This is a genomic window from Nocardioides ginsengisegetis (assembly GCF_014138045.1).
Taxonomy (GTDB): Bacteria; Actinomycetota; Actinomycetes; order Propionibacteriales; family Nocardioidaceae; genus Nocardioides; species Nocardioides ginsengisegetis.
The window spans coordinates 3,474,006-3,488,791 of sequence record NZ_JACGXA010000001.1; the positions used below are offsets into that span (position 1 = coordinate 3,474,006).

At 70.4% G+C, this 14,786-nt stretch carries 7 protein-coding genes; all 7 read right to left on the reverse strand.

Annotated features, from left to right (window positions below):
- Positions 1 to 41 precede the first annotated feature (41 nt).
- Complete coding sequence (locus FB382_RS16780) at positions 42 to 2,837, reverse strand: FAD-binding and (Fe-S)-binding domain-containing protein (protein WP_425490103.1); 2,796 nt, start codon at positions 2,835 to 2,837, stop codon at positions 42 to 44.
- Positions 2,834 to 4,108: a hydroxyacid-oxoacid transhydrogenase gene (locus FB382_RS16785; protein WP_182540865.1), complete on the reverse strand. Its 1,275-nt coding sequence runs from the start codon at positions 4,106 to 4,108 to the stop codon at positions 2,834 to 2,836. Before FB382_RS16785 ends, FB382_RS16780 begins: the two co-directional genes overlap by 4 nt.
- 62 nt (positions 4,109 to 4,170) lie before the next feature.
- Complete coding sequence (locus tag FB382_RS22975) at positions 4,171 to 5,070, reverse strand: NUDIX domain-containing protein (RefSeq protein ID WP_182540866.1); 900 nt, start codon at positions 5,068 to 5,070, stop codon at positions 4,171 to 4,173.
- A 4-nt stretch (positions 5,071 to 5,074) separates the two neighbouring features.
- The gene (locus FB382_RS16795) at positions 5,075 to 5,878 is read right to left on the reverse strand and encodes a lysophospholipid acyltransferase family protein (RefSeq protein ID WP_182540867.1); all 804 of its coding nucleotides are present in this window, start codon (positions 5,876 to 5,878) and stop codon (positions 5,075 to 5,077) included.
- A gap of 12 nt (positions 5,879 to 5,890) precedes the next feature.
- Positions 5,891 to 7,150, reverse strand: coding sequence for a geranylgeranyl reductase family protein (locus FB382_RS16800; protein WP_182541593.1), 1,260 nt, complete (start codon positions 7,148 to 7,150; stop codon positions 5,891 to 5,893).
- Between the two features lie 98 nt (positions 7,151 to 7,248).
- A complete protein-coding gene (locus FB382_RS16805; RefSeq protein ID WP_182540868.1) occupies positions 7,249 to 11,130 on the reverse strand; it encodes a DNA-directed RNA polymerase subunit beta' in 3,882 nt (1,293 codons plus the stop codon).
- A 136-nt stretch (positions 11,131 to 11,266) separates the two neighbouring features.
- The gene (gene rpoB / locus FB382_RS16810) at positions 11,267 to 14,731 is read right to left on the reverse strand and encodes a DNA-directed RNA polymerase subunit beta (RefSeq protein ID WP_125036530.1); all 3,465 of its coding nucleotides are present in this window, start codon (positions 14,729 to 14,731) and stop codon (positions 11,267 to 11,269) included.
- Positions 14,732 to 14,786: the final 55 nt, after the last annotated feature.

Sequence of the window (14,786 nt, forward strand, 5' to 3'; positions counted from 1 at the left end):
GGATCGTGGAGCGCCAGCGGAGCGATCTCGTGGGGTGCGATTCACGCGTCGAGTCTAGAAGCCAGCAGCTCGGCGAGGTGCATCGCGGGCACGCCCGCGAGGTCGTCGAGCTGGACGCGGCACGACATCCCGTCGGCGAGGACCACCGCGTCGGGGTGGGCGCGGACCGCCGGCAACAGGTGGGTCTCGGCGACCGCCACCGACACCTCGTAGTGCCCCTTCTCCATGCCGAAGTTGCCCGCGAGCCCGCAGCAGCCGGCCACGCGCGTGACCGTGGCACCGGCCCGCTTCAACAGCGCCTCGTCGGCCGCCCAGCCCAGGATCGAGCTCTGGTGGCAGTGCGGCTGGGCCACGACCTCGACGCCGGTCAGGTCCGGCGGCGTCCAGTCGAGCCGGGCGAGGAGCTCGGCGAAGGTCAGCACCCCTCCGGCCACCTCGGCGGCCCTCGGGTCCGCGGTCAGCTCGACCGCGTCGCTGCGCAGCGTGGCCAGGCAGGACGGCTCGAGGCCGACGACCGGCACGCCGCTGGCGACGTACGGCGCGAGCGTGGCCAGGGTCCGCTCCATGATGGCGCGGGCCTTGTCGAGCTGGCCGGTCGTCACCCAGGTCAGGCCGCAGCAGGCGTCCTCGGAGATGACCCGCACGGTCAGGCCGGCCGCCTCCAGGACCCGGATCGCGGCGTGGCCGGACTGGGGCAGGAAGTGGTCGGTAAACGAGTCGGCCCAGATCCACACGTCCGGGGTCCCCCGGTGGTCGAGCTTGTCGAGACCCTTGCGCAGCGTGGTCGGCGCGAACGCCGGGATCGAGCGCCGCTGGTCGATGCCCCCGGCGGCGCGGGCCAGGGCCGCGAAAGGCTTCACCTTGAGCATCCGGTTGGCCAGCGGCGCCACGGGCGCGGTCAGCGCCGCCCACTGCGGCAGCCGGCCGAGCGTGTAGTGGCTGCGGGGGCGGCGACGGCCGGCGTACTGCTGGTGCAGGGCCTCGGCCTTGTAGGTCGCCATGTCGACACCCGTGGGGCAGTCCGACGCGCAGCCCTTGCAGGCCAGGCAGAGGTCCAGCGCCTCGCCCACGGCCGGGTCGGCCAGGCCGCCGACGAGCTCGCCGTCGAGGGCCTCCTGCAGCACCCGCGAGCGGCCGCGGGTGGAGTCCTTCTCGTCGCGGGTCGCGAGGTAGGAGGGGCACATGACGCCGGTCGTCTTGGGCGCGACGCACTTGCCGACGCCCGTGCAGCGGTGCACGGCGTTGCCCATCGCACCACCGTCGTGCACGAACTGCAGGCCGGGCGTGACCCGCTGCCGCGGCCGGACCGGGCGCAGGTCGGCGTCCAGTGGCGCCGGGTCGACGATGTTGCCGGGGTTGAGCAGGTTGTCCGGGTCGCAGATGGCCTTGGCTGCGGCGAACAGCCGCAGCGACTCCGCGTCGTACATCAGCGGGAGCAGCTCGGACCGGGCGCGGCCGTCGCCGTGCTCGCCGGACAGCGAGCCGCCGTAGTCGCGGAGCTTGTGGGCGCAGGCGGTCAGGAAGTCACGGAAGACCCGGCGGCCGCGGTCCTCGTCGCCCCCGTGCTCGAAGGGGAAGTCGATGCGGACGTGCACGCAGCCGTCGCCGAAGTGGCCGTAGGGCACCCCGTCGAGGTCGTGCGCGGCGAGCAGCTCGTCGAAGTCGCGGAGCCACGCACCCAGGTGCGCCGGGGGCACCGCGGCGTCCTCCCAGCCGGAGTAGGCCGGGCTCGCCAGGCTGCGGGCGGCCAGGCCGGCGCCGTCCTCCCGGATCCGCCACAGCGCCGCGGACTCGCCCGCGTCGGAGACGACCCGGCTCTCCAGGGCACCGGCGGCGGCCACGAGCTGGGCCGCGATCGCATCGGCACCCTCCCCCGCGACCTCGGCGAAGAGCCAACCGGCGCCGCGCGGCAGGTCGGGGACGGCGTTGCCCTTGGCCCGGACGAGGTCGACGATGCGCGCGTCGAGGCCCTCGCAGGCGATCAGCCGGGTACCGGCGCCGGCCAACAGGGCGGGTACGGCGTCCGCCGCCTCCGCCATCGACGGGTAGCCGAGCACGACGAGCAGCCGGTCGGGCTCGTCGACGACGAGGTCGACGGTCGCCTCGAGGACCAGCGCCAGGGTGCCCTCGGAGCCGACGAGGAAGCGGTCGAGACGACGGCCCCGCTCGGGCAGCAGGTGCTCGAGGGAGTAGCCGCTGACCTGCCGCGAGAAGCGGCCGAACTCGGTGCGGACGTGGCCGAGGTGGCCGTCGACGAGGTCGTTGAGGCCGATGCCGACGTCGCCCGGCCCGTCCGTGAAGGGACCGGTGACGGCGACCTCGCCGGTCCCGAAGGCGACGCGCATGCCCGCCACGTTGTCGACGGTCCGGCCGTAGCCCAGGGCCCGCGAGCCGCACGCGTTGTTGCCGATCATCCCGCCGATCGTGCAGCGGGTGTGGGTCGAGGGGTCGGGGCCGAAGCGCAGCCCGTGCGGAGCGGCCGCCCGCTGGAGGTCGGCGTGCACGACCCCGGGCTGGACGCGCGCGGTGCGGGTCTCCGGGTCGACGGCGAGGACCTGGTTGAGGTGCTTGAGGGTGTCCACCACGATGCCGGGGCCGACGGCGTTGCCGGCGATCGACGTACCGGCTCCACGCATGGTGACCGGCACCCGCAGGGTGCGGGCGGCGTCGAGGATCGCGAGCAGCTCGTCGGCGTGCCGCGGCCGGGCCACCGCCTGCGGGACGACGCGGTAGAGCGAGGCGTCCGAGGAGTAGAGCGCGCGGGTGAGCGTGGAGTCGGAGACGTCGTCGACGCCGCGGCGGCGCAGCTCGCCGACCAGGTCCTGCGCGTGGTTCACCAGTGCTCCATCGAGCCGCGGAAGACCGCGGCCAGGTCGTCGTCGGTCACGGGTCGGGGTGCCGTGGCGAGCAGCCGCTGCTGCTTGAGCGACCCCTCGACGAGGTCGTCCACGTCGGCGTCGCCGAAGCCCACCTCGGCCAGCCCGTTGGGGATCCCGATGTCGCGCATCAGGGTGCTGAGGACGCGCGGGAGCACGTCCGGGCCGTCGCCCTCGGCGGCCGGGTCGAGCAGCCGGGCGGCGTGCAGGTGCCGCTCGGGCGCGGCCTCGAAGGTGAAGCGGAAGGCCTCGGGCGCGGTCAACGAGACGGCCATGCCGTGCGGCACGATCGCCTCGTCGTCGGGGTAGCCGGCCGGACGGTAGTCGCGGACCCGGCCCGCGATCGGGTAGGCGTTGGCGTGCGGGATGTGGACGCCGGCGTTGCCGAAGCCGAGCCCGGCGAACGTCGCGGCCATCGCCATCTGCTCCCGGGCCCCGCTCACCGCCGTCAGGTCGCCGCCCTCCCGGACCGCGCTGCGGAACGCTCCGGCGAGCAGCGACAGGGCCTTCTCCGACCACATGTCCGCGATCGGGTTGGCGCCGCAGTAGGGCACCCGCTGCTCGGGCTGCTTGGCGTCGAAGTCGGCGAACCAGCGGGCGGTGTAGCTCTCGAGCGCGTGGCACAGGATGTCCATGCCGGAGGCCGCGGTGACCAGGGCGGGCTGGCTGACGGTGAGCGCCGGGTCGACCACGGCCAGGGTCGGACGCAGGCGCGCGTGGCTGATACCGGTCTTGACCTTGAGCGCGAGCACGTCCAGCACGCAGATCGTGGTGCTCTCGGCGCCGGTGCCGGTGGTCGTCGGCACGGCCACGAGGGGCAGAAGCGGCTTCGTCGGCGCGAGCGCCCTGCCGACCGGTGCGTTGATGTAGTCCATGAGCTCACCGGGATTGGTGGTGAGCAGGTTGACGGCCTTGGCGGTGTCGATCGACGACCCGCCCCCGACCGCGAGGATCGCGTCGAAGGGGCCCTCCGCGCGGGCGAAGTCGATGGCCAGCCGCATCGAGTCGTCGGTCGGCTCGACCCGCACCCCGTCGAAGGTCACGACCTCCACACCGCGCGCCGCCACCTGCTCGGCGATCCGCGCGGGGTGGCCCGTGGCGGCCACGCCGGCGTCCGTGACGAGCAGGACCCGGCGGGCGCCGTACTGGACGAGGTCGTGGCCGATCTCGGCGGAGGCCCCGATCCCGAACTTGAGCGCGGGAGCCGCGTAGGTGAACACCGTCTCGCTCATGCACCCAACCTAACGGGCCGTGCGGCCGCCCCGGGACGCCCGACGAGGTCCGGACAGGACGGTCAGCCGGGACCCGGCCGGCGCGATGCGCGGACCTCGAGGGCGTGCCGGACCAGGTCCAGCACCTCGACGGCGCCCGACTCGACGTCGGCGAGCGGCACCCACGCGACCGCGTCGGTCGTCCCGCCGACCTCGACCACGCGCGGCTCAGCGTCGGCGGCGACGGCGCCCTCGAAGAGCAGGTGGACGCCGTGGAAGTCCTCGTCCCGTCCCGAGGGAGCGGTGCCGCCGAAGTGCAGGTCGTGGACGTCGAGCAGCTCCCCGACCGCGCAGGCAACCCCGCACTCCTCGAGCACCTCGCGCTCGAGCGCGGCGCGGGGCGCCTCGCCGTGGTCGATGCCGCCGCCCGGCAACGTCCAGGCACCGGTGTGGAAGCCCTGCGGCGAGATCCGGGTGAGGAGCACGGTGTCCTCGCGGGTGACCAGGGCGTACGCCGCGATCCGCTGCTTGCGGTGCGGCCGGTGGTCGGCCAGTGCCTCGGTGACCAGCCCGACGACCGGCACGGTCCCGTCGAGCACGTCCGCGACCTTCACCCAGGCCGCCTCCGACGTCGAGCCGTCGACCTCCACCACGTGCGGTTCGGGGGCGTCCACGGGCACCCACCCGTCGTACACGATGCGCAGCGAGTGGGCGTCGACGCCGCGGCCGTCCCGACGGGTCCGGGGCTGGTGGAAGGAGTAGACGTGCGCGGTCTCGCCGACCTGCGCGTCGAGGCCGGTCTCCTCGTGGATCTCGCGGACCACCGCCTCGCGCGGGTCCTCGCCGTGGTCCAGCCCGCCGCCGGGCAGTGTCCACAGCTCCTCACTGGTCACCCGCTCCGCGAGCCGGCTGAGCAGGATCCGGTCCTCGCGGAGGATGACGGCGTACGCCGCGACCCGCTGCCGCTTCGGATAGGTGCCCACGGGCTCAACCTATCCGGGCCGGATCCGGCAGCGGCGGCCCCCAGGTCGGGCTGACCGCGCTGCGGGGCACGTCGTCGTAGAGCAGCGCCTCGCGTCGGTCCGGCGCGTGCCCACCGAGGTGCGCGGGATACCAGGGGGCGTACTCCCCCGCCCGGGGACGGTGCACCGGCAGCCGCTGCACCGACTCCAGCATCCCGGTGAGCCGCTCGCCCAGGTCCCGGGTCGTGGCGACCAGGTCCGCGTCGCGCGGCACGGCGATCGGCTCCCCGAAGCGGACGTCGACGGTGCGCCCGCGCCGCAGGTCGGGGCGCGGCTCCCTGCCGTCGACGCGCCGGCCCACGCTCGCGAGCCGCTGGCTGCCCCAGACGACCACGGGCACGATCGGCACACCGGTCTCGCGGGCCAGCGCGGCCACGCCGGGCATCATCGAGCGCACTGCGTAGCTGTAGGAGATCCCGGCCTCCGGGAAGCCGCACACCGCCTCGCCCTCGGCGAGCAGCGAGCGGGCCCGGAGGTACGCCGCCGCGGCGGCCTCCCTGTCGACGGGGATGTGCCGCATCGACGTCATCGCGTCGCGCACGACCGGCACGTTCCAGATGTCGTGGCGGCACATGAAGCGCACGTAGCGGTCCCGGCTCAGCGCGGCCCTGCCGATGAACAGGAAGTCGGGGTAGGAGACGTGGTTGCTGGCCAGCAGCACCGGGCCGCTGGCCGGAAGGTGCTCCTCGCCCCGCCAGCGCGTCGTGATGTCGAGCCCGTACATGGCGGCCCGGCCCAGCGCGATCGTGACTCCGTACCAGCTCGCCATCGTGCCCGAAGCCTAGGCAAAGGGCGGGCGCGCGTCCCGGGCCAGGGAGCGCTTGCCGGCCCAGCGCCAGACCCGCGCCGAGCGGTCCCGGTCCTCGTCGGTGACCAGGTTGCCCATCCACCGCAGCGCCAGCGTCATCAGCCAGTCCGAGCGCATGCCGGCCGGCCCCAGCGCGGGCAGCAGCCGCGGCACCGTGACCAGCCCGGCGAGCCGGCGCGCGATCGAGAACGACTCGCCGTAGTGGTCGCGCAGCAGGGCCGGCCAGGCGGCGCCCAGCTCGCGCCCCTCGGACAGCATCTCGGCCACCAGCCGCCCGGTCTCGAGCCCGTAGTCGATGCCCTCCCCGTTGAGCGGGTTCACGCACGCCGCGGCGTCGCCGATCAGCGCCCAGTTGGGCCCCGCGACGTTCGAGACCGCACCCCCCATCGGCAGCAGCGCCGACGTCGGCGCCCGCAGGTCACCCTCGAGCTCGAACTCCTCGCGGCGCTCCTGGGCGTAGTAGCTCATCAGCGGCTTGATCGCGACGTTCGCCGGTCGCTTGGCGGTGGCCAGGGTGCCGACGCCGAGGTTCACCTCGCCGTCGCCCAGCGGGAAGATCCAGCCGTAGCCCGACAGGATCTCGCCCTTGGTCCCCGAGCCCGCCGAGGGGCCGCGCAGCTCGAGGTGGGAGCTGATCCACGGGTCGTCGCTCATGCCCGAGCGCACGTAGGAGCGCCCGGCCACGCCGTACACCGTCTCGCGGTGCCACTCCCGCCCGAGCAGCTTGCCCAGCGGCGAGCGGACCCCGTCGGCCACGACCAGCCGCTTGCAGGTCACCTCGAACATCGTCTTGCCGCCCGTGCCCGACCGCTCGAACACCACGGCGGCCACCCGGCCGCCCTCGAGGCGTACGTCGATCGCCCGGGCGCCGTCGACCGCCTGCGCGCCGGCCTTGATCGCCGTCGTGCGCAGGTGGTCGTCCAGCTCGGTGCGGGCCACCGCGGAGCCCCAGTCGGGCAGGGTGCCGCCCGGCCAGGGCAGCAGGAGCGTCTGCCCGAACCCGTGGGCGCGCAGTCCCCGGTTGACCGTGTGCGCGCGCAGCCAGTCCTCCAGGCCCAGCCGCTGCAGCTCCCCGATCGCCCGCGGCGTCAGGCCGTCACCGCACGTCTTGTCGCGCGGGAAGACCTGCGCGTCGGCCAGCACCACGTCCAGCCCGGCCTTCGCAGCCCAGGCCGCGGCCGCCGACCCCGCCGGGCCGGCCCCCACCACCAGGACATCGGTCCCCGCAGGCATCCCACTCACGGTCGCCATCCTCTCAGCACCCCGGACATGACGAGACCCCCGCCACCCTTTCGGGCGACGGGGGTCTCGCGTGGATCAGTGCTTCGCGCTCAGTTCTGGTAGGAACCGAAGTCGAAGTCGTCCAGCGCGACGGCCTGACCCGAGCCGGCGTTGCCGAACTCGTAGTCGTAGGAGTCGTAGCCGGTCACGGAGTACGCCGCGGCGCGAGCCTCCTCGGTGGGCTCCACCCGGATGTTGCGGTACCGCTCGAGGCCAGTACCAGCCGGGATCAGCTTGCCGATGATGACGTTCTCCTTCAGACCGCGCAGCGAGTCCGAACGGCCGTGGATCGCCGCGTCGGTGAGGACGCGGGTGGTCTCCTGGAAGGAGGCCGCCGACAGCCACGACTCGGTCGCGAGCGAGGCCTTGGTGATGCCCATGAGGACCGGGCGACCCGAGGCCGGCTTGCCGCCCTCGGAGACCACGCGACGGTTCTCCTTCTCGAACAGCACCCGGTCGACGAGGTCGGACGGGAGCAGGTTCGTCTCGCCGGACTCGATGACCGTGATCCGGCGCAGCATCTGCCGCACGATGATCTCGATGTGCTTGTCGTGGATGGACACACCCTGCGACCGGTAGACGTTCTGCACCTCGTCGACGAGGTGCTCCTGCGCCTTGCGGACACCCAGGATGCGCAGGACGTCCTGCGGGTCGGGGGTACCGACCGTCAGCATCTGGCCGACCTCGATGTGCTCGCCGTCGGCGACCAGCAGGCGCGAGCGCTTGCTGACGGGGTACTCCTGCACCTCGGAGCCGTCGTCGGGCGTGATGAGGATCTTCCGGGTCTTGTCGGTCTCCTCGATCTCCACACGGCCGGCGGCCTCGGAGATCGGCGAGCGACCCTTGGGCGAGCGGGCCTCGAAGAGCTCGACCACACGGGGCAGACCCTGCGTGATGTCGTCCGCGGAGGCCACACCACCGGTGTGGAAGGTACGCATGGTCAGCTGCGTGCCGGGCTCACCGATCGACTGGGCGGCGATGATGCCGACCGCCTCGCCGATGTCGACGAGCTTGCCGGTCGCCAGCGAACGGCCGTAGCACTTCGCGCAGGTGCCGGTCTTGGCGTCACAGGTCAGCACGGAGCGGACCTTGACCTCCTCGATGCCGGCCGCGACGAGCTCGCCGATCTTGACGTCGCCCAGGTCGCCGCCCGCCTCGACCAGCACGTCGCCGGTCTCGGGGTGGGTGACCTCGGTGGCCGCCGAACGGGCGTACGCCGCGGTCTCGGCGTTCTCGTGCTTGACGACGGTGCCGTCCTCACGACGCTCGCCGATCCGCTTGGGCAGGCCGCGCTCGGTGCCGCAGTCGTCCTCACGGATGATGACGTCCTGCGAGACGTCCACCAGACGACGGGTCAGGTAACCCGAGTCGGCGGTCCGCAGCGCGGTGTCGGCCAGACCCTTGCGAGCACCGTGGGTGGAGATGAAGTACTCCAGGACCGAGAGGCCCTCACGGAAGTTCGCCTTGATCGGGCGCGGGATGATGTCGCCCTTCGGGTTGGCCACCAGACCACGCATGGCCGCGACCTGACGGATCTGCATCATGTTTCCGGAGGCACCCGAGTCGACCATCATGTAGATCGGGTTCTTGCGGTCGAAGTTCTTCTCCATGGCCTGGGCCACGTCGTTCGACGCCTGCGTCCAGATCTCGATGAGCTCCTGGCGGCGCTCCTCGTCGGTGACGAGACCGCGCTCGAACTGCTTCTGGACCTTCTCGGCCTGCTTCTCGTAGCCCGAGAGGATCTCGATCTTGTTCTCCGGCGTCGTGACGTCGTCGATCGAGACCGTGACACCCGAGCGGGTGGCCCAGTGGAAGCCGGCGTCCTTCAGGGCGTCCAGGGACGCCGCGACCTCGACCTTGGTGTAGCGCTCGGCGAGGTCGTTGACGATCGCGCCGAGGGCCTTCTTGCCCACTTCGTAGTTCACGTAGGGGTAGTCGGCCGGCAGGGTGTCGTTGAAGATCGAGCGGCCCAGGGTGGTGTCGAGGGTCAGCGACTGGCCCTCCTCCCAGTCCGCGCCGAGCTCGAGCTCGAGCGGCGGGACGACGCCCTCGACGCGCAGCTTGATCTGGCTCTGCAGCGAGATCTCGCCCTTGTCGAGCGCCATGATCGCCTCGGCCTGCGAGGAGAAGTGACGCCCCTCGCCCGGCTCGCCGTCGCGGTCGGTGGTGAGGAAGAACAGGCCGATGATCATGTCCTGGGTCGGCATGGTCACGGGGCGACCGTCCGACGGCTTCAGGATGTTGTTCGTCGACAGCATCAGGATGCGGGCCTCGGCCTGCGCCTCCGCGGAGAGCGGCAGGTGGACGGCCATCTGGTCACCGTCGAAGTCGGCGTTGAACGCCGAGCACACGAGCGGGTGGATCTGGATGGCCTTGCCCTCGATCAGCTGCGGCTCGAAGGCCTGGATGCCGAGGCGGTGCAGGGTGGGTGCACGGTTGAGCAGCACCGGGTGCTCGGTGATGACCTCTTCGAGGACGTCCCACACGACCGGGCGCGCGCGCTCGACCATCCGCTTGGCGGACTTGATGTTCTGCGCGTGCGAGAGGTCGACGAGGCGCTTCATGACGAAGGGCTTGAAGAGCTCCAGCGCCATCTGCTTGGGCAGACCGCACTGGTGCAGCTTCAGCTGCGGACCCGACACGATGACCGAACGGCCCGAGTAGTCCACGCGCTTGCCGAGGAGGTTCTGGCGGAAGCGACCCTGCTTGCCCTTGAGCATGTCGGAGAGCGACTTCAGCGGCCGGTTGCCCGGGCCGGTGACGGGGCGACCACGACGGCCGTTGTCGAACAGCGAGTCGACGGCCTCCTGGAGCATCCGCTTCTCGTTGTTGACGATGATCTCCGGCGCACCGAGGTCGAGCAGGCGCTTGAGGCGGTTGTTCCGGTTGATCACGCGGCGGTACAGGTCGTTGAGGTCCGAGGTCGCGAAGCGGCCACCGTCGAGCTGCACCATCGGGCGCAGGTCCGGCGGGATGACCGGGACGGCGTCGAGGACCATGCCCTGCGGCTTGTTGCCGGTCTTGCGGAACGCGTCGACGACCTTGAGGCGCTTGAGGGCGCGGACCTTCTTCTGGCCCTTGCCGTTGGCGATGGTGTCGCGCAGCGACTCCACCTCGGCCTCGATGTCGAAGTCCTGGAGGCGCTTCTGGATCGCCGTGGCGCCCATGTGGCCCTCGAAGTACTTGCCGAACCAGTTCTTCATCTCGCGGTAGAGCATCTCGTCGCCCATCAGGTCCTGGACCTTGAGGGACTTGAAGGTGTTCCACACCTCGTCGAGGCGGTCGATCTCGCGCTGGGCGCGGTCGCGCAGCTGCTTCATCTCGCGCTCGGCGCCGTCCTTGACCTTGCGGCGCTGGTCGGCCTTGGCACCCTCGGCCTCGAGGGCGGCGAGGTCCTCCTCGAGCTTGCGGGCGCGGTCCTCGATGGACTGGTCGCGACGCTTCTCGAGGCGCTCCCGCTCCAGGCCGACCTTGCCCTCGAGCGAGGACAGGTCGCGGTGACGGGCGTCCTCGTCGACGGAGGTGATCATGTACGCCGCGAAGTAGATGACCTTCTCGAGGTCCTTCGGGGCGAGGTCGAGCAGGTAGCCGAGGCGGCTGGGGACACCCTTGAAGTACCAGATGTGGGTGACCGGCGCGGCGAGCTCGATGTGGCCCATGCGCTCACGGCGCACCTTGGACCGGGTCACCTCGACGCCGCAGCGCTCGCAGATGATGCCCTTGAAGCGGACTCGCTTGTACTTTCCGCAGTAGCACTCCCAGTCCCGGGTGGGACCGAAGATCTTCTCGCAGAAGAGGCCGTCACGCTCCGGCTTGAGCGTGCGGTAGTTGATGGTCTCCGGCTTCTTGACCTCACCGTGGCTCCAGGTGCGGATGTCGTCCGCGGTGGCCAGGCCGATCTGAAGCTGGTCGAAGAAGTTCACGTCGAGCACGATGGCTGCAATCCTTCGTTAGAAATTCTGTGTGTGGCTGAGGACTGAGGTCCCCCGACCTTGCGGCGTTGACCACAAGGTCGGGGTCCCCGCGAAGTTTTCGAGCGAAGCGATGAAAACTTCGTGGGGTGACTGCTCAGACTTCTTCGACGGAGCTGGGCTCGCGGCGGGACAGGTCGATGCCGAGCTCCTCGGCGGCACGGAAGACGTCCTCCTCCGCGTCGCGCATCTCGATGGCCGTGCCGTCCTGCGACAGCACCTCCACGTTGAGGCAGAGCGACTGCATCTCCTTGATGAGCACCTTGAACGACTCCGGGATACCGGAGTCGGGGATGTTCTCACCCTTGACGATGGCCTCGTAGACCTTGACGCGACCGGGCACGTCGTCGGACTTGATCGTCAGCAGCTCCTGCAGGGCGTAGGCGGCGCCGTAGGCCTCCATCGCCCAGACCTCCATCTCGCCGAACCGCTGGCCACCGAACTGGGCCTTACCGCCCAGGGGCTGCTGCGTGATCATCGAGTAGGGGCCGGTGCTGCGCGCGTGGATCTTGTCGTCCACGAGGTGGTGCAGCTTGAGGATGTACATGTAGCCGACCGAGACGGGCTGCGGGAACGGCTCGCCGGAACGGCCGTCGAACAGGTGCGCCTTGCCGGTCTCGTCGATCATCCGCACGCCGTCGCGGTTGGGGATCGTCGAGCCGAGCAGGCCGGTGATCTCGTCCTCACGGGCACCATCGAACACCGGCGTCGCCACCTTGGTGTTCGGCTCTGCCTTGTCCGCGTGGATCTTGATCAGGCGCTGCTTCCACTCCGCGTCGTTCTTGTCGTCGGAGAGGTTGAGGTCCCAGCCCTGCTTGGCGAGCCAGCCGAGGTGGAGCTCGAGGATCTGGCCGATGTTCATACGACGCGGCACACCGAGCGGGTTCAGCACGACGTCGACCGGGGTGCCGTCCTCCATGAACGGCATGTCCTCGATCGGCAGGATCTTCGCGATGACGCCCTTGTTGCCGTGACGGCCGGCGAGCTTGTCACCCACGGAGATCTTGCGCTTCTGCGCGACGTAGACGCGGACCAGCTGGTTGACGCCCGGGGGCAGCTCGTCGCCGTCCTCGCGGTCGAAGACGCGGACGCCGATGACCGTGCCGGACTCACCGTGCGGCACCTTCATCGAGGTGTCGCGGACCTCGCGCGCCTTCTCACCGAAGATCGCGCGGAGCAGGCGCTCCTCCGGGGTCAGCTCGGTCTCACCCTTGGGCGTGACCTTGCCGACGAGGATGTCACCGGTGGTGACCTCGGCGCCGATGCGGATGATGCCGCGCTCGTCGAGGTCGGCCAGCATCTCCTCGGAGACGTTCGGGATGTCCCGGGTGATCTCCTCGGGGCCGAGCTTGGTGTCGCGGGCGTCGACCTCGTGCTCCTCGATGTGGATCGAGGTGAGGACGTCCTCCTGGACCAGGCGCTGGCTCAGGATGATGGCGTCCTCGTAGTTGTGGCCCTGCCACGGCATGAAGGCCACGAGGAGGTTGGTGCCCAGCGCCATCTCGGCGTCGTCGGTGCAGGGGCCGTCGGCGATCGGCGAGCCGACCTCGAGGCGGTCACCCTCGCTGACCAGCGGACGCTGGTTGATGCAGGTGCCCTGGTTGGAGCGACGGAACTTCGCCAGCTTGTACGTCGAGTACGTGCCGTCGTCGTTCATGGTCTCGACGAGGTCGGCCGAGACCTCCTTGACCACACCGGCCTTCGTGGCGACGACGACGTCACCGGCGTCGACGGCGGCGCGGTACTCCATGCCGGTGCCGACCAGCGGCGAGTCGCTCGTGATGAGCGGCACGGCCTGGCGCTGCATGTTGGCACCCATGAGGGCACGGTTGGCGTCGTCGTGCTCGAGGAAGGGGATCAGGGCCGTCGCGACCGACACCATCTGGCGCGGCGAGACGTCCATGTAGTCGACCTCTTCACGCAGGATCGCGTCGACCTCGCCGCGCTTCTGGCGGACCAGGACGCGCTCCTCGACGAAGCGGTTCTTGTCGTCGAGCGGCGCGTTGGCCTGCGCGATGACGTAGCGGTCCTCGTCGTCGGCGGTGAGGTAGTCGATCTTGTCGGTGACCTTGCCGTTCTCGACCTTGCGGTAGGGCGTCTCCACGAAGCCGAACGGGTTGATCCGTCCGTAGGAGGCCAGCGAGCCGATCAGACCGATGTTCGGGCCTTCGGGCGTCTCGATGGGGCACATGCGGCCGTAGTGCGACGGGTGGACGTCGCGGACCTCCATGCCGGCGCGGTCACGGGACAGACCACCGGGACCCAGCGCCGAGAGGCGACGCTTGTGCGTCAGGCCGGCGATCGGGTTGGTCTGGTCCATGAACTGCGAGAGCTGCGAGGTGCCGAAGAACTCCTTCAGCGCCGCGACCACGGGACGGATGTTGATCAGGGACTGCGGCGTGATGGCCTCGACGTCCTGGGTCGTCATCCGCTCGCGGACCACGCGCTCCATGCGGGCCAGACCGGTGCGGAGCTGGTTCTGGATCAGCTCGCCGACCGTGCGCATGCGGCGGTTGCCGAAGTGGTCGATGTCGTCGGCCGCGATGTCGAGGGTGCCCTGGGGCGTCTCGAGCTGCTCCTGGCCGTCGTGCAGCGCCACGATGTACTTGATCGCCGCGACGACGTCGTCGATGGTCAGCGTCTGCTGGTCGAACGCCTCGAGGAGACCGAGCTTCTTGTTGATCTTGTAGCGACCGACCTTGGCCAGGTCGTAACGCTTGGGGTTGAAGTAGTAGTTGTTCAGCAGCGTCTGGGCGGCCTCGCGCGTGGGCGGTTCGCCGGGACGCAGCTTGCGGTAGATGTCGAGCAGCGCGTCGTCCTGGCCCTGGGTGTGGTCCTTCTCCAGGGTCAGCATCATCGACTCGTACTGGCCGAACTCCTCGCGGATCTGCTCGTTGGTCCAGCCGAGGGCCTTGAGCAGCACCGTGACGTTCTGCTTGCGCTTGCGGTCGAGGCGCACGCCGACCATGTCGCGCTTGTCGATCTCGAACTCCAGCCAGGCACCACGCGAGGGGATGAGCTTCGCGGTGTAGATGTCCTTGTCGGAGGTCTTGTCAGCCGTGCGCTCGAAGTAGACACCGGGAGAGCGGACGAGCTGGGACACCACGACACGCTCGGTGCCGTTGATGACGAAGGTGCCCTTGGGCGTCATGAGCGGGAAGTCGCCCATGAACACGGTCTGGCCCTTGATCTCACCGGTGTCGTTGTTGGTGAACTCCGCCGAGACGTAGAGCGGAGCGGAGTAGGTGAAGTCCTTCTCCTTGCACTCGTCGACGGTGTACTTGGGGTCGTAGAAGACCGGGTTCTCGAACGAGAGGGACATCGTCTCGGAGAAGTCCTCGATCGGGGAGATCTCCTCGAAGATCTCCTGGAGACCGGACTTGCTGGAGACGTCCTCGCCGTCGGCGCGGCGGCGCTCGACCGCTTCGTTCCAGGCGTCGTTGCCGATCAGCCAGTCGAAGCTGTTGGTCTGGAGGGCGAGGAGCTGCGGAACCTCGAGCGGTTCCTTGATCTTTGCGAAAGAGATGCGGCGGGAGTTACCAGTGGTGCTGCGCGCGGCCAAGAGGTGTCCTTCGACGGGTTCGCTCTGGGGGAGATCGCCTACCGACCACTAAATC

Excerpts from the sequence above, each read along its gene's own strand:
- FB382_RS16785 (WP_182540865.1), bottom strand. The coding sequence starts at position 4,108 with ATGAGCGAGACGGTGTTCACCTACGCGGCTCCCGCGCTCAAGTTCGGG.
- FB382_RS16795 (WP_182540867.1), bottom strand. The coding sequence starts at position 5,878 with ATGGCGAGCTGGTACGGAGTCACGATCGCGCTGGGCCGGGCCGCCATG.
- FB382_RS16800 (WP_182541593.1), bottom strand. The coding sequence starts at position 7,150 with ATGCCTGCGGGGACCGATGTCCTGGTGGTGGGGGCCGGCCCGGCGGGG.